18 protein-coding genes are annotated in these 24148 nt (G+C 69.9%); 9 read left to right on the forward strand and 9 right to left on the reverse strand.

The genetic code is table 11. From position 1 onward, the window contains the following. Window positions 1-116 precede the first annotated feature (116 nt). Window positions 117-1199 (reverse strand): PAC2 family protein, encoded by a 1083-nt coding sequence (locus ABZ622_RS11450; protein WP_360542147.1) that lies wholly within the window; start codon window positions 1197-1199, stop codon window positions 117-119. Between the two features lie 256 nt (window positions 1200-1455). Here ABZ622_RS11450 and ABZ622_RS11455 point away from each other — a divergent pair, with 256 nt between their 5' ends. The 5 genes from ABZ622_RS11455 to ABZ622_RS11475 all read left to right on the forward strand — a co-directional run bounded on the left by ABZ622_RS11455 (window position 1456) and on the right by ABZ622_RS11475 (window position 7461). After that, on the forward strand, window positions 1456-2811 hold the full coding sequence (locus tag ABZ622_RS11455; RefSeq protein WP_360542148.1) for an L-fuconate dehydratase: 1356 nt from the start codon (window positions 1456-1458) through the stop codon (window positions 2809-2811). Further along, the gene (locus ABZ622_RS11460; protein ID WP_360542149.1) at window positions 2808-3587 is read left to right on the forward strand and encodes an SDR family oxidoreductase; all 780 of its coding nucleotides are present in this window, start codon (window positions 2808-2810) and stop codon (window positions 3585-3587) included. Before ABZ622_RS11455 ends, ABZ622_RS11460 begins: the two co-directional genes overlap by 4 nt. A gap of 130 nt (window positions 3588-3717) precedes the next feature. Beyond that, window positions 3718-4758 (forward strand): sugar ABC transporter substrate-binding protein, encoded by a 1041-nt coding sequence (locus tag ABZ622_RS11465; RefSeq protein WP_360542150.1) that lies wholly within the window; start codon window positions 3718-3720, stop codon window positions 4756-4758. 133 nt (window positions 4759-4891) lie between these two features. After that, on the forward strand, window positions 4892-6412 hold the full coding sequence (locus ABZ622_RS11470; RefSeq protein WP_360542151.1) for a sugar ABC transporter ATP-binding protein: 1521 nt from the start codon (window positions 4892-4894) through the stop codon (window positions 6410-6412). Continuing rightward, window positions 6409-7461, forward strand: coding sequence for an ABC transporter permease (locus ABZ622_RS11475; RefSeq protein WP_266917040.1), 1053 nt, complete (start codon window positions 6409-6411; stop codon window positions 7459-7461). Before ABZ622_RS11470 ends, ABZ622_RS11475 begins: the two co-directional genes overlap by 4 nt. A 55-nt stretch (window positions 7462-7516) precedes the next feature. On the opposite strand, the gene ABZ622_RS11480 is transcribed toward ABZ622_RS11475, so the two are convergent. The 6 genes from ABZ622_RS11480 to ABZ622_RS11505 all read right to left on the reverse strand — a co-directional run bounded on the left by ABZ622_RS11480 (window position 7517) and on the right by ABZ622_RS11505 (window position 14573). Then, the gene (locus ABZ622_RS11480) at window positions 7517-8188 is read right to left on the reverse strand and encodes a FadR/GntR family transcriptional regulator (RefSeq protein ID WP_037700470.1); all 672 of its coding nucleotides are present in this window, start codon (window positions 8186-8188) and stop codon (window positions 7517-7519) included. A 190-nt stretch (window positions 8189-8378) separates the two neighbouring features. Beyond that, window positions 8379-9437 carry an LLM class flavin-dependent oxidoreductase gene (locus ABZ622_RS11485; RefSeq protein WP_360542152.1) on the reverse strand — a complete coding sequence of 353 codons (1059 nt, stop codon included), beginning with the start codon at window positions 9435-9437 and terminating at the stop codon, window positions 8379-8381. Between the two features lie 134 nt (window positions 9438-9571). After that, a complete protein-coding gene (locus ABZ622_RS11490; protein WP_360542153.1) occupies window positions 9572-11182 on the reverse strand; it encodes a glycerol-3-phosphate dehydrogenase/oxidase in 1611 nt (536 codons plus the stop codon). Window positions 11183-11188: 6 nt separating this feature from the next. After that, window positions 11189-12724 (reverse strand): glycerol kinase GlpK, encoded by a 1536-nt coding sequence (gene glpK / locus ABZ622_RS11495; RefSeq protein WP_360542154.1) that lies wholly within the window; start codon window positions 12722-12724, stop codon window positions 11189-11191. Window positions 12725-12780: 56 nt separating this feature from the next. Beyond that, window positions 12781-13572: an MIP/aquaporin family protein gene (locus ABZ622_RS11500; RefSeq protein WP_360542155.1), complete on the reverse strand. Its 792-nt coding sequence runs from the start codon at window positions 13570-13572 to the stop codon at window positions 12781-12783. 236 nt (window positions 13573-13808) lie between these two features. Then, the gene (locus ABZ622_RS11505; RefSeq protein ID WP_266917048.1) at window positions 13809-14573 is read right to left on the reverse strand and encodes an IclR family transcriptional regulator; all 765 of its coding nucleotides are present in this window, start codon (window positions 14571-14573) and stop codon (window positions 13809-13811) included. Window positions 14574-14811: 238 nt separating this feature from the next. Between ABZ622_RS11505 and metH the strand changes: the two genes are divergently transcribed. From metH to ABZ622_RS11520, 3 genes are all read left to right on the forward strand, one after another. Beyond that, entirely contained in the window at window positions 14812-18324 is a 3513-nt protein-coding gene (gene metH, locus ABZ622_RS11510) for a methionine synthase (RefSeq protein WP_360542156.1), read from the forward strand. 119 nt (window positions 18325-18443) lie between these two features. Then, window positions 18444-19145, forward strand: coding sequence for an HAD family phosphatase (locus tag ABZ622_RS11515; RefSeq protein WP_360542157.1), 702 nt, complete (start codon window positions 18444-18446; stop codon window positions 19143-19145). Between the two features lie 364 nt (window positions 19146-19509). Continuing rightward, entirely contained in the window at window positions 19510-21111 is a 1602-nt protein-coding gene (locus tag ABZ622_RS11520) for an ABC transporter substrate-binding protein (RefSeq protein WP_360542158.1), read from the forward strand. Between the two features lie 54 nt (window positions 21112-21165). On the opposite strand, the gene ABZ622_RS11525 is transcribed toward ABZ622_RS11520, so the two are convergent. Both ABZ622_RS11525 and ABZ622_RS11530 read right to left on the reverse strand, forming a co-directional pair. Next, window positions 21166-21837, reverse strand: a complete 672-nt coding sequence (locus tag ABZ622_RS11525; RefSeq protein ID WP_360542159.1) for a response regulator transcription factor — start codon at window positions 21835-21837, stop codon at window positions 21166-21168. Between the two features lie 10 nt (window positions 21838-21847). Then, a complete protein-coding gene (locus ABZ622_RS11530; protein WP_360542314.1) occupies window positions 21848-22693 on the reverse strand; it encodes a PD-(D/E)XK nuclease family protein in 846 nt (281 codons plus the stop codon). A gap of 171 nt (window positions 22694-22864) precedes the next feature. Here ABZ622_RS11530 and ABZ622_RS11535 point away from each other — a divergent pair, with 171 nt between their 5' ends. Beyond that, window positions 22865-24115 carry a site-2 protease family protein gene (locus tag ABZ622_RS11535; protein ID WP_360542160.1) on the forward strand — a complete coding sequence of 417 codons (1251 nt, stop codon included), beginning with the start codon at window positions 22865-22867 and terminating at the stop codon, window positions 24113-24115. Window positions 24116-24148 lie beyond the last annotated feature (33 nt).

A 24148-nucleotide genomic window follows, 5' to 3' on the forward strand; every position in this document is an offset into this window, starting at 1 on the left:
TTTTTTTGTTTTTTTGTGTGTTGTGTTGGTTTTTGGTGTTTTGTTTTTTGCATACGAGAAGGCTGGGTCGGGCGGGGGGGTGGTGTCCGGACCCGCCCGGCGCTCCACCGGTCCCGTCACTCCTCCGGGGAGTCCTCCGACGAATCCCGGGGGCCGTCCTCGTCACCGCCGTCGTCGCCCTCCCGGCCGGCCGGTGGCTCCCGGCCGGGTCCGTCCGCGGGCGGCGAGCCGGGGCCCGTATCGCCTTCGTTCTCGGGGCGGACCGGCTTCGGCGGCCGGGTGCGGCCGCTGGAGGTGTCGCGCAGGTACGAGGCCTCGCCGCTCTCCGTCGCGTGCCCGCCCGGTGCCTGGCCCGGACCGATGTCCCTGCGGCGCAGATAGCGCTCGAACTCCCGGGCGATGGCCTCGCCGCTCGCCTCGGGCAGCTCGGCGGTGTCCCGGGCCTCCTCCAGCGTCTGCACGTACTCGGCCACCTCGCTGTCCTCGGCGGCCAGTTGGTCGACACCGACCTGCCAGGCGCGCGCGTCCTCGGGCAGTTCGCCCAGCGGGATGCGCAGACCGATGAGGTCCTCCAGGCGGTTCAGCAGCGCGAGCGTGGCCTTCGGGTTGGGCGGCTGCGACACGTAGTGCGGCACCGCCGCCCACAGGCTCACCGCGGGCACGCCCGCGTGCGTGCAGGCCTCCTGGAGGATGCCGACGATTCCCGTCGGCCCCTCGTACTTGGTCTCCTCCAGGTCCATGGTCCGCGCCAGGTCCGGGTCGGAGGTGACTCCGCTGACCGGCACCGGCCGGGTGTGCGGGGTGTCGCCGAGCAGGGCGCCCAGGATCACCACCATCTCCACCCCCAGCTCATGGGCGAAACCCAGGATCTCGTTGCAGAACGAGCGCCAGCGCATGGATGGTTCGATACCGCGGACCAGGACGAGATCGCGGGGTTTGTCCCCGCCGACGCGGACCACGGAGAGCCGGGTGGTCGGCCAGGTGATCTTGCGCACCCCGCCGTCCAGCCACAGCGTCGGCCGGTTGACCTGGAAGTCGTAGTAGTCCTCGGCGTCCAGCGCCGCGAACACCTCGCCCTTCCACTCCCGGTCCAGGTGCGCCACCGCCGTGGAGGCGGCGTCCCCTGCGTCGTTCCACCCCTCGAACGCGGCCACCATGACCGGGTCGATCAGCTCGGGTACCCCCTCGAGCTCGATCACCCAGGCCTCCTTCCGAAGTTCCCTTGTGTACCCATCAACCTTACGGCTTCCGGCCACTTGCGCCGCAGCCTCCGTACACAGCCGGGCGAACCCGGCCCGCGGGGGCGTATCACCGGTCGAATCAGGGCATCAGACCCTGGATACATCCGAGCTGTGGTGGGTAAATTTCGTTCAGACTCTGGACTCTTGGGTCTTCGTGGCGCTATACATCGGATGACCAGAACAGAGGTCCGATGTTATTCCCCTGGGGGCGCACATGAGTCAGACCGTCACGGATTTCGAGGTCCACGACATCCGTTTTCCGACCTCGGAACAACTGGACGGCTCGGACGCCATGAACCCCGATCCCGACTACTCGGCTGCCTACGTCGTACTGCGCACCGATGTCCAGGACCGCACGGACGGACCGGACAGCGGCAGTGGCGGCATCGAGGGACATGGCTTCTGTTTCACCATCGGACGCGGCAACGAGGTGATGGCCGCCGCCATCGACACGCTGCGTCCCTATCTGGTGGGGCGCCCGGTGCCCCGCACCGCGGCCGATCTCGCCGCACTGCACCGCGAGCTCACCCACGACTCGCAACTGCGCTGGCTCGGCCCGGAGAAGGGCGTGATGCACATGGCGGCCGGCGCGGTCGTCAACGCCGCCTGGGACCTGGCGGCCAAGCTCGCCGGCAGACCGGTCTGGGAATTCCTCGCCGGGATGACGCCCGAGGAGCTCGTCTCCCTCGTCGACTTCCGCTACCTCACCGACGCCCTCACCCCCGAGGAGGCCCTGGAGATCCTGCGGGCCGCCGAACCGGGCCGGGCCGAGCGCGCCGAGCGGCTGCGCGCCGAGGGATACCCCGCGTACACGACCTCGCCCGGCTGGCTGGGGTACAGCGACGACAAGCTGGTCGGGCTCGCGAAGGAGGCCGTCGCCGACGGCTTCACCCAGATCAAGCTCAAGGTCGGCGGCAGCCTGAGCGACGACGTCCGCAGACTCGCCCTGGCCCGCGAGGCAGTCGGGCCGGACATCCGGATCGCCGTCGACGCCAACCAGCGCTGGGACGTGTCGGACGCGGTCGAGTGGATGACCGCGCTCGCGCCGTACGACCCGCACTGGATCGAGGAGCCGACCAGCCCCGACGACATCCTCGGCCACGCCGCCGTCCGGGCCGGCCAGCCGGTCAAGGTCGCCACCGGCGAACACGTCGCCAACCGGGTCGTGTTCAAGCAGCTGCTCCAGGCCGGGGCCGTCGACTTCGTCCAGATCGACGCGGCCCGCGTCGCGGGCGTCAACGAGAACCTGGCGATCCTGCTGCTCGCCGCCAAGTACGGCGTACCGGTCTGCCCGCACGCGGGCGGGGTCGGACTCTGCGAGCTGGTGCAGCACCTGTCGATGTTCGACTACGTGGCGGTCTCCGGCAGCTGGGACAACCGCGTGATCGAGTACGTCGACCATCTCCACGAACACTTCGCCGATCCCACCGTGATCGAGTCGGGCCGCTACACCGCGCCGGGCTCCCCGGGCTTCTCCGCCCGGATGCTCCCCGAGTCGATCGCCGCACACCGCTACCCGGAGGGCGCCGTATGGCAGTCCCGCCGCACCCACGAGGAGGCCGGCCGATGACCGGAACGAGCGACTTCGACGGAATGGGAGCCCTGGTCACCGGCGGTGCCTCCGGCATCGGGGCCGCCGTCGCGACCATGCTGCTGGCGCGCGGCGCCCGGGTGGCCGTACTGGACCGGGAGACCGCGGGCGCCCCCGAGGGCGTCCTCGCCGTCAAGGCGGACGTCACCGACGACGACGCGGTGCGCGAGGCGGTCGACCGGGCCGCCGCCGAACTGGGCGCACTGCACACCGTCGTGTCCAACGCCGGCATCGGATCCATCGGCACCGTCGAGGACAACGCCGACGACGAGTGGACCCGGGTCCTGGACATCAACGTCCTCGGCATGGTCCGCACCGCCCGGCACGCCCTGCCCCATCTGCGGCGCGCCGCGGCCGACCGCCCCGGCGCCGTGTCGATCACCCAGACCTGCTCCATCGCGGCGACCGCCGGGCTGCCGCAGCGCGCCCTGTACAGCGCGAGCAAGGGCGCGGTGCTCTCGCTGACCCTGGCGATGGCCGCCGACCACGTCCGCGAGGGCATCCGGGTCAACTGCGTCAACCCCGGCACCGCGGACACCCCGTGGATCGGCCGGCTCCTCGGCCAGGCCGACGATCCGGCCGCCGAGCGGGCCGCGCTGGGCGCCCGCCAGCCGCTGGGACGGCTGGTGTCGGCCGACGAGGTCGCCGCGGCGATCGTCTACCTCGCGAGCCCCGCCGCCGCCTCGGTCACCGGCACGGCGCTGGCCGTCGACGGCGGCATGCAGGGGCTCAGGCTGCGCCCCGCCGAGAGCTGACCGGGGGAGCCGGGGCCTCTCGTCCGGGCGGGCCCGAGCCGCTTCACCCGGCCCGCCCACCCCGCGCACCATGCACCTCCGCTTTGCCGACAGAGCTCCGAGCCGGTACTCACAAAGGAACGGGACACCAATGAGAGTGCGTACGACGAGTGCGGCGGCCTGCGCCGTACTGCTGGCAGTCACCGCCCTCGCGGGCTGCAACCGCGAGTCCACCGCCGACGGCGCGGGCGGCGGGAAGGTCGGGATCGACCTGCCGCGCAGCGACAGCGACTTCTGGAACTCGTACCAGAACTACGTGGAGAAGGGCGTCGAGGCGGGCGAGGTCAAGGCGCTGCCGCTGACCAACTCGCAGAACGACATCGGCAAGCTGGTCGCCAACGTGCAGACCTTCACCGACCAGGGCGCCAAGGCCGTCGTGATGGCACCGCAGGACACCGGTGCGATCGCCGAGTCGCTCAACACGCTGAACGAGAAGAAGATCCCGGTCGTCAGCGTCGACACCCGCCCCGACAAGGGCAACATCTACATGGTGGTGCGCGCCGACAACAAGGCGTACGGAACCAACGCCTGCAAGTACCTCGGCGAGCAGCTGAAGGGCAAGGGCAAGGTCGTCGAGTTCCAGGGCGACCTCTCCTCGATCAACGGCCGCGACCGGTCCGAGGCGTTCAAGACCTGCATGGACAAGGACTTCCCCGGCATCAAGGTCTTCGAGCTGGCCACCGACTGGAAGGGCGACGTCGCCTCCGCCAAGCTCCAGGCCACTCTGGCCGCCAACCCCGACATCAACGGGATCTACATGCAGGCCGGCGGTGTCTTCCTGCAGCCCACCCTCGCTCTCCTGGAGCAGAAGAAGCTGCTGAAGCCGGCCGGTACGCCGGGGCACATCAAGATCATCTCCAACGACGGCATCCCCGAGGAGTTCGACGCGATCAAGGCCGGGAAGATCGACGCGACGATCTCCCAGCCCGCCGACCTGTACGCGAAGTACGCGCTGTACTACGCCAAGGCGGCCCTGGACGGAAAGACCTTCAAGGAAGGTCCCACCGACCACGACTCCAACATCATCAAGATCCCGAACGGCTTCGAGGACCAGCTTCCCGCGCCGCTGGTGACCAAGGACAACGTGGATGACCCGAAGTTGTGGGCCAATCAGCTAGAGAAGAAGAGCTAGCCGTGACTCCTCCCTCTCGTTGCCGAGAGGTCTTCCCCCTCGGCTCCGAGGAGCCGAGGCGCGGCCAAGCCCTGACCGCTGCCCTGGGGCAGGTCACCGACCTCACTGCAGCGCTTCGCTGGGAAGGGATCTGATGGAAAAGGCACCGCCCGCCGTAGAAGCAGCGGGCATTGTCAAACGCTTCGGGCCCACCGTGGCGCTCGACGGGGTGCGGCTCACCGTGCAGCCCGGCGAGTCGCACGCCCTGGTCGGCCGCAACGGCGCCGGCAAATCGACGCTGGTCGGCGTGCTGACCGGACTCCACAAGGCGGACGCGGGCACCGTCGCGTTCGGCGGGGAGCCCGCGCCCGCCTTCGGGGACACCACGGCCTGGCAGTCGAAGATCGCCTGCGTCTACCAGAAGTCCATGGTCGTCCCGGACCTGACCGTCGCGGAGAACCTCTTCCTCAACCGCTTCGACGACAACGCCCGCTGGATCAGCTGGGGGAAGCTGCGCAGACGCGCCGAGCGGCTGCTGGCCGAATACGGCGTCCGGGTCGACCCCGGCACCCGGGCGCGCGATCTCGCCGTCGAGCAGCGGCAGTTCGTCGAGATCGCCAGGGCGCTGTCCTTCGGCGCCCGGCTGATCGTCCTGGACGAGCCGACCGCCCAGCTCGACGCCCGGGGCATCGGCCGGCTCTTCGACAAGCTGCGGGAACTGCAGAGCCAGGGAGTGGCGTTCCTCTTCATCTCCCACCACCTCCAGGAGGTGTACGAGCTGTGCACGGCGGTCACCGTCTACCGCGACGCCCGCCATGTGCTGACCGCCCCCGTCGCCGACATCGCCAAGGCGGAGCTGGTGGCGGCGATGACCGGCGAGCAGTCCGCCGGAGCCACCGCCTGGCACGCTGACGGTGCCGGCGCGGCGGCGAGGGACGAGTCGGCCGCCCCTGTGCTGCGCACCGAGGGACTCACCGTCCCTGGCCAGTTCGAACCACTGGACCTGGAGGTCCGGCCCGGCGAGGTGCTCGGCCTGGCCGGCTCCGCGGCCAGCGGCAACACGGCGCTGGGCGAGACCCTGGCCGGGATGCGGAAGGCGGGCGGGGGGACGGTCCGGGTGCACGGCAGGGCCGTGCGTTCCGGCAGCGTGCCGCACGCGCTGGACGCCGGGATCGGCTACATCCCCGAGGACCGGCACGACCAGGGCCTGGTCCTGGAACGCAGCGTCGCCGAGAACGCCACGCTCACGGTCACCGACCAGCTCGGCCCCTGGGGGACCGTACTGCCCTCCCGTACCAGGGAGTTCGCGCGCTCGATGATCGCCTCGCTGGACATCAAGACCCAGGGACCCGAGCAGCCCGTCTCCGGACTCTCCGGCGGCAACCAGCAGAAGGTGGTGGTGGCCAGGGCGCTGGCCCGTGAACCCAGCGTGCTGGTGGCGGTGCGGCCCACCGCGGGCGTGGACATCAAGTCCAAGGACTCGCTGCTCGGAGTCGTACGACGGGTCGCCGACGAGGGGAACGCCGCAGTGATCATCTCGGACGAGCTGGACGATCTGCGGGTCTGCGACCGGGTGCTCGCCCTGTTCCACGGACGCGTGGTCGCGTCATTCGCAAGCGGGTGGAACGACGGGGAGCTCGTCGCCGCCATGGAAGGTGTGGGGGAAAGGGAATGACCGGCACGGTACGGCCCCTGGCGGCCGACGGCATCGACAGCGGGCCCAAGGGCTCCCCGACCGGCGAAAGGCCCCTGGACCGGCTCAGACTGATCAGGTGGAGCGACTTCTCGCTGGTGCCGGTGATCCTGGTGCTGATGGTGATCGGGTTCATCGTCTCGCCGGTGTTCCTGACCTCCGAGAACCTGATCAGCGTCGTCCAGCAGTCCTCCGAGCTGAGCCTGCTGGTGCTGGGCCAGGCGCTGATCCTGATCTGCGGGCGGATGGACCTGTCCCTGGAGTCGACGATCGGCATCGCGCCGGTCGTCGCGATGTGGCTGGTGCTGCCCGCCGAGGGCGGCCGCTTCGCGGGCCTCGGGCTGCTGCCCACCTGGTCGGCGATCCCGCTCTGCCTGCTGGTGGGCCTCGTCATCGGCGCGGTCAACGGCTTCCTGATGCTGAAGCTCAGGGTCAACGGCTTCATCGCCACGCTCGGCATGCTCACCATGCTGCGCGGGCTGCACATCGGGATCACCGAGGGCAAGTCCATCACCGACGTCCCGGAGTCCTTCCGCTACCTCGGCAAGAGCGAGTGGCTCGGCGCCCCGGCCGCCGTCTGGATCTGCCTCGCGCTGTTCGCCGTCGGCGGCGCCGCGCTGGCCTGGCTGCGCCACGGACGCTCGCTGTACGCCATCGGCGGCAACCCGGAGGCGGCGCGCGCGGCGGGCATCAGGGTGGACCGGGTCACCTGGATCGTGCTCGCCGTCGGCGGACTGCTGGCGGCCTTCGCGGGCATCCTGTACACCGGCCACTACGGATCGGTCGCGGCGACCCAGGGCAACGGCTGGATCTTCCAGGTGTTCGCCGCCGCGGTCATCGGCGGCATCAGCCTCAAGGGCGGTCGAGGCACGCTGTTCGGCGCGCTGACCGGTGTGCTGACGCTCCAGCTGGTGGTCAATGTGATGACCCTCGGCGGTGTCCCGGCGCTGTGGAACCAGTTCCTCAACGGCGCGATCATCATCGTCGCCCTGGTCATCTCGCGCTTCGCGAGCGGCGAGAAGCAGGACTGAGGCCCGCAGGCGAGCGGGGCGGGCGGGGGAGGAGTCCCACCCGCCCCGTTCCGCGCTACAGCGTCGAGCGCAACCACTGCTCCACGCTCGCCACATGCACCGTCGCCCACGCCCGCGCGGCCTCCGCGTCCCGGTCCCGCAGCGCCGAGACGATCGCCCGGTGCTCGTGGAGCGTGCGGCTGACCGCGTCCTCCTGGGTCAGACCGCGCCAGACCCGCGCCCGGGTCGTCGGCCCCGACAGCCCGTCGAGCAGCGAGCAGAGCACCGAATTCCCGGACGACTGCACGATGCCGCGGTGGAACTCCAGATCGCAGGCGACCAGCTCCTCCACCGAGGGCTGTGCCCCCAGCGCGTCCAACTGCGAGCTGAGCACGTCCAGTTGGGCCTCGCTGATCCGGGTGGCGGCCATCGCCGTCGCGGCCGGCTCCAGGATCCTGCGGACCGCGAGGAACTCCAGCACCGTGTCGTCCCGGTGGAAGTCCACCACGAAGCTCAGCGCCTCCAGGAGCAGCTGCGGATCGAGGCTGGTCACATAGGTGCCGTCGCCCTGGCGCACATCGAGGATGCGGATCAGCGAAAGGGCCCGGACCGCCTCCCGCAGCGAGTTGCGGGAGAGGCCGAGCTCCGCCGCGAGTTCGCTCTCCTTGGGGAGCCGGTCGCCGGGGCGCAGCGCACCCGAGACGATCATTCCCTTGATCTTCTCGATCGCCTCGTCGGTGACAGCCATGACGGTCCTCCTGGATCCGGACTGGAATCAGAACCGGTATCGGAACCGGTATCAGAACTGGGTATCAGAACCGAGTATCAGAACCGGGTTCAGACATCCGATGTATCTCTTCATTATGCGGGTCGGAAGAGCGGATGAACCAGGTCTGCCGCAGGTCGTCCCGGGTGCGGGCGGCCGACGCCCCCGGGCCTCAGTCCCAGAGCGCGGACGGCGCCTCGCGCCGCACCACCGGAGCGATCTCCTCCGCGAACCGCTGGAGCGTCTCGGTCTGCTCGTCCGCGCCCTGCCCGAAGCCGTCCACGGTGACGGACTGGAGGTCGTGCCCGTACACCTCGTGCCAGCCGAGGATCTTGTCGATGATCTGCTGCGGGCTGCCGATCAGCTGGGGCCCGTCCGCGATGGCCCCCTCGATGGTGCGGAACGGTGTGTTGTACCCGGCCTTCCCCTCCAGGTGCGGCCGGAAGGACTGCGCGACCCTCGCCTCGTACAGCTCCTTGTAGCGCTCCACCGCCTGCTGCGAGCTATCGGCGATCAGCAGCCCGCCCGAGCCCGCGGCCACATGCGCGCGGGCCGGATCGTGACCGTACGCCTCGAAGCGCTCCCGGTAGTGGCCGATCAGCCGGGCGTACGCCGCACGGGGCTGGATCGCATTGGCGGTGAACAGCGGATCGCCGTGGCGCGCCGCCAGTTCGGGGGAGTCGAGGCTGGTCGCCGAGCCGTGCCAGACGCGCGGCGGCCCGGCGTACGGGCGCGGCAGGGTCGTGGTGTTCTTCAGCGCGGGCCGGAACTCGCCCGCCCAGTCGACGCCCTCCTCGCTCCACAGCCGCCGCAGCAGTTCGTACTTCTCCCGCTGGAGATCCCACTGCCGCTCCTCGTCGAGCCCGAAGAGGTCGAAGTGACCGGCCTCCGCGCCCTTTCCGACGACCAGCTCGACCCGGCCGCCGGAGATCTGGTCGAGCGTCGCGAACTCCTCGGCCACCCGCACCGGATCGAGGATCGCGAGCACCGTGACACCGGTCAGCAGCCGGATCGTGGAGGTACGGGCCGCCAGCGCGCCGAGCACCACCCCCGGGCTGGACGAGAGGAAGGGACCCGCGTGCCGTTCGCCGATCGCGTACGCGTCGAAACCCAGCCGTTCCGCGACGACTCCGGTCCCGATCACTTCCTCGAACCGCTCGGCGGGGGAGGGGAGCCGGTGGTTCAGCGGGTGCGGGGCGTGGCCGATGAGGGAGAGCACGGAGAACTTCATGGCTCAACTGTCCCTGTGCCGTATTGCACCCGTATGGCGGCCGTGTGGCGGGTCGGCCGACCGCGCCGTTCCGGACACGCGGGAAGGGGCGGTCTCCCTCGCGGGAGCCGCCCCTTGCCGTAGGTCCGGTCCGGTCAGTCGCGGTCGCCGAGCACGGACTCGACGCCGGCCCGGATCTCGTCCGTCGCCAGGCCCCGGATCGTCAGCGTCGTGCGGCGGCGCAGCACGTCGTCCGCCGTCTCGGCCCACTCGTGGTCACGGGCGTAGGCGACCTGCGCCCAGATCTCCGGCGCGTCCGGGTGGATGCGCTCGGCCAGCGCCGGGTTCTCGTTCGCCATCCGGGCGATGTCGAAGGAGAGCGAACCGTAGTGCGTGGCGAGGTGCCGGGCGGTGTCGGCCGACATCCGGGGGCCGGGCGTGCCGCCATCGATCAGCAGCCGGTGCGCCACCGCGTTCGGGTTGGCGATGCCGGGCAGCGGGAGCTTCTTCGGCAGGTGCGAGATCGGCTCCATGTCCTCGGCGAGCGGGTGCCCGGGGAGTGCGGCCAGCTTGTTCATCACCGTACGGCCGATGTGGCGGAACGTCGTCCACTTGCCGCCCGCGACCGAGAGCATCCCGCCCCGGCCCTCCGTCACGACCGTTTCGCGCTTGGCCTTGGAGGTGTCGCCGGGGCCGCCCGGCAGCACCCGCAGACCGGCGAAGGAGTACGTGATCAGATCGCGCGAGAGCTGCTGGTCCCGGATGGAGAACGCCGCCTCGTCGAGGATCTGCGCGGTGTCCTTCTCGTTGACCGCGACATCCGCGGGATCGCCCTCGTACACCTCGTCCGTCGTGCCGAGCAGCAGCATGTCCTCCCACGGCAGGGCGAACGTGATGCGGTACTTGTCGATCGGGGTGGCCAGCGCGGCCTTCCACGGGCGGGTGCGCTTCAGGACGAGGTGCGCGCCCTTGGACAGGCGTATGGAAGGCGCCGCGTCCGGGTTCTCCATCCTGCGCAGGTGGTCGACCCACGGCCCGGTGGCGTTCAGCACGAGACGGGCGTTGACGCCGAACTCCGTGCCGTCCAGACGGTCTTCGAGGTCGGCGCCGGTCACCCGGCCCTCGGTGAACCGCAGCCCGGTCACCGCCGCGTGGTTGAGGACGACCGCACCCGCGTCGACGGCCGCGCGCACCGTCATCAGCGCCATCCGGGCGTCGTTCATCTGGTCGTCGCCGTAGACCGCGACGGCCTTCAGGCCGTCCGTGCGCAGCTCGGGCACGTCGCGCCGCGCCTTCGCCGGGCTGATGACATGCCCGACGCCGTCACCGAACGCGGAGAGCGCGGAGTAGGCGAACACCCCCGCGCCGAGCTTGGCCGCGCCGTGCGGGCCGCCCTTGTAGACCGGCAGGTAGAAGGTGAGCGGATTGGCCAGGTGGGGGGCCACCTGGCGGGACACCGCACGGCGCTCGAAGTGGTTTTCCGCCACCAGCTTCACCGCGCCGGTCTGCAGGTAGCGCAGACCGCCGTGGAGCAGCTTGGAGGAGGCGGAGGAGGTGGCGCCGGCGAAGTCGCCGGCGTCCACCAGGGCCACCCGCAGCCCGGACTGCGCGGCGTGCCAGGCGGTGGAGATGCCCAGGATGCCGCCACCGATCACCAGGAGGTCGTACGCAGCCTTGGACAGCTGCTCCCGGGTTTCGGCACGGCTCGGGAGGGAGCCGGAGGCCGGGTGGGTCCCGAGGGCCGGGACGCTCTGCAGGGTGGTCATGGTTGATTACTCCTCGACAGTGTTCTCGTCGAGCCAGCCCATGGAACGTTCTACGGCCTTGAGCCAGCTCTTGTACTCGCGGTCGCGGGTGTCCGCGTCCATGCGGGGGGTCCACTCGGCGGCCCGGCGCCAGTTGGCGCGCAGCGCGTCGGTGTCCGGCCAGAAGCCGACGGCGAGACCGGCGGCGTAGGCGGCGCCGAGGCAGGTCGTCTCGGCGACCATCGGCCGCACCACGGGTGCGTCCAGGAAGTCGGCGAGCGTCTGCATCAGCAGGTTGTTGGAGGTCATGCCGCCGTCGACCTTGAGGGCGGCCAGCTCGACCCCCGAGTCCTTGGTCATGGCGTCGGTGATCTCGCGGGTCTGCCAGGCGGTGGCCTCCAGGACGGCACGGGCGATGTGCGCCTTGGTGACGTACCTGGTCAGACCGGCGATGACACCGCGGGCGTCGGAGCGCCAGTACGGGGCGAACAGTCCGGAGAACGCGGGCACGAAGTACGCGCCGCCGTTGTCCTCGACCGAGGAGGCCAGGGTCTCGATCTCGGCCGCGGACTTGATCAGGCCCATCTGGTCGCGCATCCACTGCACCAGCGAACCGGTGACGGCGATGGAGCCCTCCAGGGCGTAGACCGGCTTCTGGTCGCCGATCCGGTACCCCACGGTCGTCAGCAGCCCGTTGTACGAGTTGACGGGCGTCTCACCGGTGTTCATCAGCATGAAGGTGCCGGTGCCGTACGTGGACTTGGCCTCGCCCTCGGAGAAGCAGGTCTGGCCGAAGAGCGCCGCCTGCTGGTCGCCGAGCGCGGACGCCACGGGAACCCCGTCGAGCACGCCGCCCTTGGCCTTGCCGTACACCTCGGCGGAGGAACGGATCTCGGGGAGCAGCGCGGCCGGGATCTCCATGGACTGGAGGATCCGCTCGTCCCACCGCATCTCGTGCAGGTTCATCAGGAGGGTGCGCGAGGCGTTGGTGACGTCGGTGACGTGGACGCCGCCTTCGGTGCCGCCGGTCAGGTTCCAGATGACCCAGGAGTCCATGGTGCCGAAGAGGATGTCGCCGCGCTCGGCGCGCTCGCGCAGCCCCTCGACGTTGTCGAGCAGCCAGCGGACCTTGGGACCGGCGAAGTACGAGGCGAGCGGCAGCCCGGTCTCGCGGCGGAAACGGTCCTGCCCGACGTTGCGGCCGAGCTCCTTGCAGAGCGCGTCCGTCCGGGTGTCCTGCCAGACGAGGGCGTTGTGGACCGGCTCACCGGTGTTCCTGTCCCAGAGCAGCGTGGTCTCGCGCTGGTTGGTGATGCCGATCGCCTTCACGTCGGCGGCCGTGATGCCCGCCTTGACGATGGCGCCGGCCACGACCTCCTGGACGTTCTCCCAGATCTCGGTCGCGTCGTGCTCCACCCAGCCCGGCTTCGGGAAGATCTGCTCGTGCTCCTTCTGGTCGACGGAGACGATCCGGCCGTCCTTGTCGAAGACGATGCAGCGGCTGGAGGTGGTGCCCTGGTCGATGGCCGCGATGAACGGGCCGGTGGTGTGTGCGTCGGTCACGGTGTGCTCCCGGAAGTCTGTGTGGTCGTGAGGGTCGGGGCTCTGGGCGCCGCGGCTCAGGCGAAGGCGACGTTGTAGAGCCCGCCCGCGATCGCGCCGCCGATGAGCGGTCCGGCGACCGGGATCCACGCGTAGCCCCAGTCGGAACCGCCCTTGTTCGGCAACGGCAGCAGCGCGTGCACGATACGCGGACCGAGGTCGCGAACCGGGTTGATCGCGTAGCCCGTCGGGCCGCCGAGCGAGAGGCCGATCCCGACGACCACCAGAGCGGTGACCATCGCGCCGAGCGTGCCCAGGCCGTTGCCCTCGTTGTTCAGGCCCTGGGTGAGGATCGCCAGGACCAGCACGAGGGTGGCGATGATCTCCGTGACCAGGTTCTGCACGGCGTGCCGGATCTCGGGGCCGGTGGAGAAGATGCCCAGGACCGGGCCGGCCTTCGGCGCGGCGGCCTTGTCGACCATGCCCTCTTCACCCGTCTGGGCCCCCACGATCTCCGGATCCGTGAGGTGCGCCCGGAACTGCCCGTAGTACGTCAGCCAGACCAGCACCGCGCCGATCATCGCGCCGAACAACTGGGAGCCGAGGTAGAGCGGAACATCGCTCCACTTGGTGCCGCCCTCGATCGCGAGACCGATCGTGACCGCCGGGTTGAGGTGCGCGCCGGAAACGCCACCGGCCAGATACGCGCCGGTCAGCACCGCGAAACCCCACCCGAAGGTGATGGCCAGCCAGCCGGCGTTCTGCGCCTTGGAGCGCTTGAGAGTGACGGCGGCACAGACACCGCCGCCGAGCAGGATGAGCACGGCGGTACCTATGGTCTCGCCGATGAAGATGTCGGAGCTGGACACCCGCGACTCCTTTGTCCTTCGTCCAGGGAAGCCGAACCCCGGGTCCCTCCGGTGGTCCGCGCCCTCGTGGGAGGGCGTTTTCCGGCCCTTGGCGCTGCCACACCCTAACGCGATTTTCCGTTTGGTGTTCGACAATGCCGACCGATGAACGGCAATGCTTCACCCAGGCGAATCGGGCGTCAAGGGTTGTGTGGCCTATAACTCGATCGTTACCGGGTGGCGCGCCGCCGCAGCGGTCAGAAGCGCCCGGCGCCCAGGTCCCTGGAGACCGCCCGGGCACAGTCGCGCACCGCCGCGATCAGCTCGGGGCGCAGCTCCCCGTCCGCGCAGACCCGCTCCACCGCACCGGTCACCGCCACCGCGCCGACCGGCATCCGCCGCCGGTCGTGGATCGGGGCGGCCACCGCGGCCACGCCCTCCCAGGTCTCCTCCACATCGGCCGCCCAGCCGCGCGCCCGGATCAGGTCGAGCATCGCCTCGAACTCCTCCGGATCGGTGACGGTGCGCGGCGTGAAGGGCTGCCGCTCGGCCTCCATCGCCTCGGTGTGCGCCACCGGGTCGTACGCCGAGAGCACCTTGCCCAGGGCCGTGGAGTGCAGCGGCTGCATGGCCCCGACCTCCAGGACCTGCCGGCTGTCGTCGGGGCGGAATACGTGGTGGACGATCAGGACGCCCTGCTGGTGCAGTACGCCCAGATGGGCGCTCTCGCCGCTGGAGCGGGCCAGGTCGTCCGTCCACACGAGCGCGCGGGCCCGCAGCTCGTGGACGTCCAGATAGCTGTTGCCCAGGCGCAGCAGCTCGGCGCCCAGCTGGTAGCGGCCGGAGGCGGTGTCCTGCTCCACGAAGCCCTCGTGCTGGAGCGTGCGCAGGATGCCGTGCGCGGTGCCCTTGGCCAGGCCCAGTGAAGAGGCGATGTCGGAGAGCCCCAGCCGACGCTCGCCACCTGCCAGCAGGCGCAGCATCGCCGCCGCCCGCTCCAGCGACTGGATGTTCTTGGCCATCGCGCCGTACTCCTCCACCTCGGTTCGACAATGCTGAACACTATCGGTCGATGCCGACCATTGCTCGATCGTGTGCCAAAACCGCGACACCGCTCCGATCGGGACATCCCCCGCACAGCATGCAGTCCGTTCCGTGGGACGGAGTGACGGCCCCGGGCGCCGCCCGGCTAGGCTGGCCTGGTGCGCCTTCCACCGAAGACGCAAAGCCGACAGCCGTCGCATCCCAGGGAGTACATCCATGGCCTCGTCGCCGACCCCTTCCGCCGACAGCCGGAACCGAGCCGAAGCCCTCCGCGAGGCGCTCGCCACCCGCGTGGTGGTGGCCGACGGTGCCATGGGCACCATGCTCCAGGCACAGGACCCCACGCTTGAGGACTTCGAGAACCTCGAAGGCTGCAACGAGATCCTGAACGTCACCCGCCCCGACATCGTGCGCTCGGTGCACCAGGAGTACTTCGCCGCCGGCGTGGACTGCGTCGAGACGAACACGTTCGGCGCCAACCTGGCGGCCCTGGGCGAGTACGACATTCCCGAGCGGGTCTTCGAACTCTCCGAGTCCGGCGCGCGCATCGCCCGAGAGGTCGCGGACGAGTTCACCGCCTCCACCGGACAGCAGCGCTGGGTGCTCGGCTCGATGGGACCGGGCACGAAGCTGCCGACGCTGGGCCATGCCCCGTACACCAGGCTCCGCGACGCCTACCAGCAGAACGCCGAGGGCATGATCGCCGGTGGCGCCGACGCCCTGCTGATCGAGACCACCCAGGACCTGCTCCAGACCAAGGCCTCCGTCATCGGCGCCCGCCGCGCCCTGGAGGCCACCGGGGCCAACCTCCCGGTGATCTGCTCCGTGACCGTCGAGACGACCGGCACCATGCTGCTCGGCTCCGAGATCGGCGCGGCGCTCACCGCCCTGGAACCCCTCGGCATCGACCTCATCGGCCTGAACTGCGCCACCGGCCCCGCCGAGATGAGCGAGCACCTGCGCTACCTCGCCCGGCACTCCCGCATCCCGCTCTCCTGCATGCCCAACGCCGGCCTCCCCGTCCTCGGCAAGGACGGCGCGCACTACCCGCTGTCCCCGGCCGAGCTCGCTGACGCGCAGGAGACCTTCGTCCGGGAGTATGGCCTCTCGCTGGTCGGCGGCTGCTGCGGCACGACTCCGGAACACCTGCGCCAGGTCGTCGAGCGGGTCCGGGGCGTGGCCGTCACCCCCCGCACCCCGCACCCCGAGCCGGGCGCCGCCTCCCTCTACCAGACCGTGCCGTTCCGCCAGGACACCTCGTACCTGGCGATCGGCGAGCGTACGAACGCCAACGGGTCGAAGAAGTTCCGCGAGGCCATGCTCGACGCCCGCTGGGACGACTGCGTGGAGATGGCCCGGGACCAGATCCGCGAGGGCGCGCACATGCTCGACCTCTGCGTCGACTACGTGGGCCGCGACGGTGTCGCCGACATGGAGGAGCTGGCCGGCCGGTTCGCCACCGCGTCCACCCTCCCGATCGTGCTGGACTCCACGGAGCTGCCCGTCCTGCGGGCCGGTCTGGAGAAGCTGGGCGGCCGCGCCGTCCTGAACTCGGTCAACTACGAGGACGGCGACGGGCCCGAGTCCCGGTTCGCCAAGGTCACCGCGCTGGCCGCCGAGCACGGCGCCGCGCTGATCGCGCTGACCATCGACGAGGAGGGCCAGGCCCGGACCGTCGAGCACAAGGTCGCCATCGCCGAGCGGCTCATCGAGGACCTGACCGGCAACTGGGGCATCCACGAGTCCGACATCCTCATCGACGCGCTGACCTTCACCATCTGCACCGGCCAGGAGGAGTCCCGCGGCGACGGCATCGCCACCATCGGGGCGATCCGCGAGCTGAAGAAGCGCCACCCCGATGTGCAGACCACGCTGGGCCTGTCCAACATCTCCTTCGGTCTCAACCCGGCCGCCCGCGTCGTGCTGAACTCCGTCTTCCTCGACGAGTGCGTCAAGGCCGGACTCGACTCCGCGATCGTCCACGCCTCCAAGATCCTGCCGATCGCCCGCTTGGAGGAGGAGCAGGTCAAGGTCGCCCTCGACCTCATTCACGACCGCCGCGCCGAGGGCTACGACCCGCTCCAGAAGCTCATGGAGCTGTTCGAGGGCGTCAGCACCAAGTCGATGAAGGCGGGCAAGGCCGAAGAACTGCTGGCCCTGCCGCTCGACGAGCGGCTTCAGCGCCGCATCATCGACGGCGAGAAGAACGGCCTGGAGAGCGACCTCGACGAGGCGCTGCGGACCCGCCCGGCCCTCGACATCGTCAACGACACCCTCCTGGAGGGCATGAAGGTCGTCGGCGAGCTCTTCGGCTCCGGCCAGATGCAGCTGCCCTTCGTGCTCCAGTCCGCCGAGGTCATGAAGACCGCCGTGGCGCACCTCGAACCGCACATGGAGAAGTCCGACGCCGAGGGCAAGGGCACCATCGTCCTGGCCACCGTCCGCGGCGACGTCCACGACATCGGCAAGAACCTCGTCGACATCATCCTGTCCAACAATGGCTACAACGTCGTCAACCTCGGCATCAAGCAGCCCGTCTCCGCGATCCTGGAGGCCGCCGAGGAGCACCGTGCCGACGTCATCGGCATGTCCGGTCTCCTGGTGAAGTCCACCGTGATCATGAAGGAGAACCTGGAGGAGCTGAACCAGCGCAAGCTGGCCGCCGACTTCCCCGTCATCCTCGGCGGCGCGGCCCTCACCCGGGCCTACGTCGAGCAGGACCTCCACGAGATCTACGAGGGCGAGGTCCGCTACGCCCGCGATGCCTTCGAGGGGCTGCGGCTGATGGACGCGCTGATCGCGGTCAAACGAGGCGTCCCGGGCGCGGTGCTGCCCGAGCTGAAGCAGCGCCGGGTGCCCAAGCGGGACACGGCGGTGCTGGAGGTGGACGAGCCGCAGGAGGGCGTCCGCTCCGACGTCGCGGTCGACAACCCGGTGCCCGAGCCCCCCTTCTGGGGCACCCGGGTCATCAAGGGCATCCAGCTCAAGGAGTACGCGTCCTGGCTCGACGAGGGCGCCCTCTTCAAGGGCCAGTGGGGACTCAAGCAGGCCCGCGCCGGCGACGGACCGACGTACGAGGAGCTGGTGGAGACCGAGGGCCGCCCGCACCTGCGCGGCTGGCTCGACAAACTCCACACCGAGAACCTCCTGGAAGCCGCCGTGGTCTACGGCTACTTCCCGTGCGTCTCCAAGGGCGACGACCTGATCCTGCTCCACGAGGACGGCTCCGAGCGGACCCGCTTCACCTTCCCGCGCCAGCGCCGCGGCCGCCGCCTCTGCCTCGCGGACTTCTTCCGCCCCGAGGAGTCCGGCGAGACGGACGTGATCGGCCTCCAGGTCGTCACCGTCGGCTCGAAGATCGGCGGCGAGACCGCGAAGCTCTTCGAGGCCAACTCCTACCGTGACTACCTGGAGCTGCACGGCCTGTCCGTGCAGCTGGCCGAGGCCCTCGCCGAGTACTGGCACGCCCGCGTCCGCGCCGAGCTGGGCTTCGGTGGCGAGGACCCCTCCGACGTCGAGGACATGTTCGCGCTGAAGTACCGGGGCGCGCGCTTCTCCCTCGGCTACGGTGCCTGCCCCGATCTGGAGGACCGGGCGAAGATCGCCGAGCTGCTCCAGCCCGAGCGGATCGGGGTGCATCTCTCGGAGGAGTTCCAGCTGCATCCGGAGCAGTCCACCGACGCGATCGTCATCCACCACCCGGAGGCGAAGTACTTCAACGCGCGGTAAGACGATGTTCAACGCGCGGTAGCAGGACAAGTCGTACACTTGTCGGTCCAGTGCAGGCCGGTCGCCCTTCCCACGGGAAACGGCGGCCGGCCTTCTCGTCCCTATGGAAGGTGTGCCGGATGACCAGCACGGTCCCCGCGTCTTTGACCCGCACGGCCGAAGGCGCCGCGCTCCAGGCCGTCCTTCTCGACATGGACGGCACCCTCGTCGACACCGAGGGATTCTGGTGGGACGCGGAGGTGGAGGTCTTCGCCGAGCTCGGGCACCGGCTCGACGAAGCCTGGCGGGACGTGGTGGTCGGCGGGCCGATGACCCGCAGCGCCGGCTACCTCATGGACGTCACCGGCGCGGACATCACTCTCGACGAGCTGACCGTGCTGCTCAACGACCGCTTCGAGAAGCGCATCGGCCGCGGTGTGCCGCTGATGCCGGGCGCGGCCCGGCTGCTGGCCGAGCTGGTCAGGCACGAGATCCCCACGGCCCTGGTCTCCGCCTCGCACCGGCGGATCATCGACCGGGTCCTGGAATCGGTGGGCAGCCACCACTTCGCCCTCACCGTCGCGGGCGACGAGGTCGCCCGTACCAAGCCGCATCCGGAGCCGTACCTCACCGCCGCTTCCGGTTTCGGCGCGGATCCCGAGCGCTGTGCGGTCATCGAGGACACCGCGACCGGTGTCGCGGCCGCGGAGGCGGCGGGCTGCCGGGTGGTCGCCGTACCGTCCGTCGCCCCGATCGCCCCCGCGTCCGGCCGGGTGGTCGTACGTTCCCTCGAAGAAGTCGATCTCGCTTTTCTCCGGGGCCTGGTCACGGGAAACCATTGATCCGCATACCGAGAGTATTTCTGTGAATGAATGGAAAAGCTCTCGGCGGTGGATGGTGCATTTTCTGTCGTATGTGCGTGAGTGAGCCGGTGCTCGAATAAAGGATTCGAACGTCCCGGGGCGTGAGCTTTGTCACCCAGGAATGGCCCGGAGGGCTTTCAGGACCCCAAGGGCCGCCCGTTTCGAGACGTTTGATTGTCCGGGTTCATCCGGATATCCGTGAAACATTCCCGGGGTGGGAAAACGGCTCGCCGCTAATTCGCATCACCATCCGATTACGCACCGGCAGTTCTCCGGTCCGGCATTGCCGACGATGCCTACTAATGTCGCTTTCTCAATGCCCGGATGAGGGAGAGCGTCCAAGATGAACCGCAAGACTCTGGTGCTGCCGGCCGTCGTCGGCCTGCTCGCGCCCGTACTCGCCGCCTGCGGCGCGTCGGGCGACGGGAGCGATGGCAACGCCGCCATCGTTGTCGGCACCACGGACAAGTTCGTCGCCTCGAAGGACAACCCCGCGCCGCTCGATCCCGCCATCGGCTACGAAGCCGGCGTGTGGAACGTGCTCCGGCAGACCGTGCAAACCCTGGTGCACGTGCCGCGTGGCGGCGGCGAGCCGGTGCCGGAGGCCGCGGAGAGCTGCACCTTCACGGACACGCAGAACGAGAGCTACCGCTGCAAGCTGCGCGGCGGTCTGAAGTTCGCCGACGGCAAGGCCCTGACCGCCGAGGACGTGAAGTACTCCATCGACCGCGTCATCCGCATCGATGCCCCCAACGGGCCCGTCGCCCTGCTCGACAACATAGACACGGTCGAGACACAGGGCGAGCAGGAGGTCGTCTTCCACCTTCGCGCGCCGGACGCCACGTTTCCGTACAAGCTCGCCACCCCGGTCGCCGGGATCGTGCCGCGGAGCCAGTACGCGGCGAAGTCCGCGCGCAACGGATTCCAGGTGAACGGCTCCGGCCCGTACACCATGAAGCCGGAAGTCGAGCACAATCAGATCGTCAAGGTGCTCTTCACCAGGAACCCTCACTACAAGGGGGATCTGAAGATACGGAACGAGAAGGCCGAGCTGGACGTCTTCCCCGACCCGGTGGTCATGGGCAAGGCCCTCGACGACCGGAAGATCGACATGATGGCCCGCACCATGTCGCCCGAGCAGTCCCAGCAGATGCTGGTAAAGCCCAAGGACGGCATCAAGCTCACCGAGATGCCCGGCCTCGCCATCCATTTCCTGGGCTTCAACACCAATGACCCGGCCGTGAAGAAGAAGGCCGTCCGCCAGGCCATGGCCCAGGTCGTCGACCGCGGCGAAATCGCGAGCAAGGTGTACGGCACCACGGCCGAGCCGCTGTACTCGCTGATCCCGTCCGGCATCACCGCGCACGCCAACGCGTTTTACAACAAGTACAACGAACCCAGCACCACGAAGGCCGCGGCGATCCTGAACGCCGCGGGCGTCGACACCCCGGTGAAGCTCACGCTCCACTACCCGACCGACCGCGTCGGCGCGGGCACCGCCGCCGAGTTCGGAACGCTGAAGAAGCAGTTCGACGACACCGGACTGTTCGACATCAGCGTCCAGGGAAGCCCCTGGGCGAAGTACCGCCCGGCACAGCTGCGCGGCGACTACGCCGTCTACGGCATGGGCTGGTTCCCCGACTTCCCGGACCCCGACAACTTCATGGCGCCGTTCCTCGACAGGAACAACTTCCTCAACTCGCCCTACAGGTCGGTGCGGGCCCAGAAGACGCTCATTCCGCAGTCCCGCGGCGAGACCGACCGCAGCGCCTCGGCCAAGGCCTTCCAGCAGCTCCAGGACATCGTCGCCGACGACGTCCCGGTACTGCCGATCTGGCAGGGCAAGCAGTACGTCGCCTCCCGCGAGGACCTCACCGGCGTCGAGTGGGCGGTCAACTCCTCCGCGGAACTCCAGCTCTGGGAACTGGGCGACGGCCGCGTCTGAGCATGGACGGCGCCCCCGGCCGCCCGGCCGCGGGCGCCGCCCTCCCTGCTCCGCTCACTGGGCGCCGGGACGGACCAGACCGCTCTCGTACGCGTACACCGCGGCCTGCACACGGTCGCGCAGCCCGAGCTTGGTCAGCACATGGCCGACATGCGTCTTGACCGTCGTCTCACTGACGAACAGATCCGCGGCGATCTCCGCGTTCGACAGGCCGCGGGCCACCAGCTTCAGCACCTCGACCTCGCGGTCGGTCAGCGTGTGCAGGGTGTCGGGCAGCGGCTCCTCGCCGGACGGCAGATGGTCCGCGTACTTGTCGAGGAGCCTGCGGGTGATGCTCGGGGCGAGCGTCGCCTCGCCCGCCGCGACCACCCGGATGGCCTGCACCAGCTCATTGGCCGGAGCGTCCTTCAGCAGGAAGCCGCTGGCACCGGCGCGCAGCGCCTCCACCACGTACTCGTCGAGATCGAACGTGGTCAGCACCAGCACCTTCGCCGGGCCGTCGCGGCCCGGTCCGGTGATCTGGCGGGTCGCCTCGACGCCGTCCATCCGCGGCATGCGGATGTCCATCAGCACCACATCGGGCTGCAACGCCCGCACCTGGTCGAGAGCCTGGAGACCGTCACCGGCCTCACCCACCACCGCGAGATCGCCTTCCGCCTCCAGAATCATCCGGAAGCCGGTGCGCAGCAGCGGTTGGTCGTCGACCAGTAGGACGCGGATAGCCACAGGGTCTCCTTCAAGGTCCTTCGAGGGCCACAGGCCGGCCGGCCTCAGCATGGACCGGATCCATTCTGCCCTGCACATCCTGCGCCGCCTCGGCCGGGCGGGCCGTCAACGGATAGACCGGGGGGGTGCCACCGAATTCGGGACAGACCGACCGGTGGTCGCACCAGCCGCAGAGCTTCGTCGGCCGGGGCCGCCACTCGCCCGTCTCCGTGGCCAGCCGGATCGCGTCCCACAGCGCCAGCAGCTTGCGCTCCACCCGCTCCAGGTCCGCCACCACCGGGTCGTACGTCAGGATGTCCCCGCTACCGAGGTAGACGAGCTGGAGCCGGCGCGGCACCACACCCTTCAGCCGCCAGATCACCAGGGCGTAGAACTTCATCTGGAAGAGCGCGCCCTCCGCGTACTCCGGGCGCGGAGCCTTCCCCGTCTTGTAGTCGACGATCCGGACCTCGCCCGTCGGCGCCACGTCGATCCGGTCGATCACCCCGCGCAGCCGCAGGCCCGACTCCAGCTCCGTCTCCACGAACAGCTCGCGCTCGGCGGGCTCCAGGCGCGTCGGATCCTCCAGCGAGAACCACCGCTCCACCAGGCCCTCCGCCTCCGAGAGCCAGCGCGCCAGCCGCTCGCCCCCGGCGTCCTCGGCGAACAGCTCCGACAGCTCCGGCCTGGACTCCAGCAGCCGGTCCCACTGGGCGGGGACCAGCGCCGTGGCCCGGCCCGCCGTGCGTTCCACCGCGGGATTGTCGAACAGGCGCTCCAGCACCGCATGGACGAGCGTGCCCCGGGTAGCCGCCTCGCTGGGCTTCTCCGGCAGCTTGTCGATGACCCGGAAGCGGTACAGCAGCGGACACTGCATGAAATCGCTCGCCCGCGACGGCGACAGGGACGAAGGCGGCTGAGCGGGCCGCGGCAGGGAGGTCATGTCGAAGACCCTACGGCCCGCCACTGACAGCGGTCGGCATACCATCGACCACACAGCCTCGAACACTGCATGATCGTGCCGTAGGGCACCGACCGAAGGGACCCCGTGGACGAGAGCGGCGACAGCGGGCGGCCGCAGCCCGGTGCAGGGGGAACGCCTCCCGGAACCGGCCCCGGCAAGGGCGGACCGCAGCGCCCCGAAGAGCCCGGAGGCGGCCTTCTCATGGGCCGCCCGTTCGGCGTGCCGGTGTACGTCGCGCCCAGCTGGTTCCTCGTGGCCGCACTGATCACCTGGGTCTTCGGCGGCCAGCTCGACCGGGTGCTGCCCGAGCTGGGCACGGCGCGCTACCTGGTCTCCCTCTTCTTCGCGATCGCCTTCTACGCCTCGGTGCTCGTCCACGAACTCGCACACACCGTCGTGGCGCTGCGCTACAAGCTGCCGGTGCGCCGCATCCAGCTCCAGTTCTTCGGCGGCGTCTCCGAGATCGAGAAGGAGTCCGAGACCCCGGGCCGCGAATTCCTGCTCGCCTTCGTCGGACCGCTGCTCTCCCTGGTGCTCGCGGGCGTCTTCTACATCGGGATGCTGTTCGTCGCCCCGGGCACCGTGCCCGGTGTCCTGCTCGCCGGGCTGATGATCTCCAACCTCCTGGTGGCCGCCTTCAACCTCCTGCCGGGCCTCCCGCTGGACGGCGGACGGATGCTCCGCGCGGTCGTCTGGAAGATCACCGGACGCCCGATGAGCGGCACCGTCGCCGCCGCCTGGGTCGGCCGCGCCCTCGCCGTCGTCACCCTGGTCGGCCTGCCGCTGCTCACCCACACCGGGACCTTCGGCAACGACCCCGGTGAACTCAGTGGCATGGACACCATCACCGACGCGCTGCTCGCCGCCATCCTCGCCGCGATCATCTGGACCGGGGCGGGCAACAGCCTGCGCATGGCCCGCCTGCGCGAACACCTTCCCGAGCTGCGCGCCCGCACCCTCACCCGGCGTGCCGTCCCGGTGGAGTCCGCCACCCCGCTCTCCGAGGCGCTGCGCCGGGCCAACGAGGCGGGCGCCCGCGCCCTCGTCGTCGTCGACGGACACGGCGAACCGAAGGGCATCGTCCGCGAGACGGCCATCGTCGCCGTGCCGGAACACCGCCGCCCCTGGGTCGCCGTCAGCGGCCTTGCCCAGGACCTCACCGAGGGCATGAAGGTCTCCGCCGAGCTGGCCGGTGAGGCGCTCCTGGACCGGCTCAAGGCCAGCCCGGCCACCGAGTACCTCGTCCTGGAGGAGACCGGCGAGATCTACGGCGTACTCTCCACCGCCGACGTCGAACGCGCGTTCGTCGCCGCCCTGGCCAGGCCCGCCGCCTGACCGCCCGGTCCCGCCCCGGGCTCGCGGTCGGAG

It is taken from the genome of Streptomyces sp. NPDC007164 (assembly GCF_040634135.1).
Classification (GTDB): Bacteria; Actinomycetota; Actinomycetes; order Streptomycetales; family Streptomycetaceae; genus Streptomyces; species Streptomyces sanglieri.

Coding starts and splice junctions, on each gene's coding strand:
- ABZ622_RS11515 (WP_360542157.1), top strand. CDS start 18,444: ATGACCAGCACGGTCCCCGCGTCTTTGACCCGCACGGCCGAAGGCGCC.
- metH (WP_360542156.1), top strand. CDS start 14,812: ATGGCCTCGTCGCCGACCCCTTCCGCCGACAGCCGGAACCGAGCCGAA.
- ABZ622_RS11520 (WP_360542158.1), top strand. CDS start 19,510: ATGAACCGCAAGACTCTGGTGCTGCCGGCCGTCGTCGGCCTGCTCGCG.
- ABZ622_RS11530 (WP_360542314.1), bottom strand. CDS start 22,693: ATGCAGTGTCCGCTGCTGTACCGCTTCCGGGTCATCGACAAGCTGCCG.
- ABZ622_RS11455 (WP_360542148.1), top strand. CDS start 1,456: ATGAGTCAGACCGTCACGGATTTCGAGGTCCACGACATCCGTTTTCCG.
- ABZ622_RS11480 (WP_037700470.1), bottom strand. CDS start 8,188: ATGGCTGTCACCGACGAGGCGATCGAGAAGATCAAGGGAATGATCGTC.
- ABZ622_RS11505 (WP_266917048.1), bottom strand. CDS start 14,573: ATGGCCAAGAACATCCAGTCGCTGGAGCGGGCGGCGGCGATGCTGCGC.
- ABZ622_RS11470 (WP_360542151.1), top strand. CDS start 4,892: ATGGAAAAGGCACCGCCCGCCGTAGAAGCAGCGGGCATTGTCAAACGC.
- ABZ622_RS11465 (WP_360542150.1), top strand. CDS start 3,718: ATGAGAGTGCGTACGACGAGTGCGGCGGCCTGCGCCGTACTGCTGGCA.
- ABZ622_RS11475 (WP_266917040.1), top strand. CDS start 6,409: ATGACCGGCACGGTACGGCCCCTGGCGGCCGACGGCATCGACAGCGGG.
- ABZ622_RS11490 (WP_360542153.1), bottom strand. CDS start 11,182: ATGACCACCCTGCAGAGCGTCCCGGCCCTCGGGACCCACCCGGCCTCC.
- ABZ622_RS11485 (WP_360542152.1), bottom strand. CDS start 9,437: ATGAAGTTCTCCGTGCTCTCCCTCATCGGCCACGCCCCGCACCCGCTG.
- ABZ622_RS11460 (WP_360542149.1), top strand. CDS start 2,808: ATGACCGGAACGAGCGACTTCGACGGAATGGGAGCCCTGGTCACCGGC.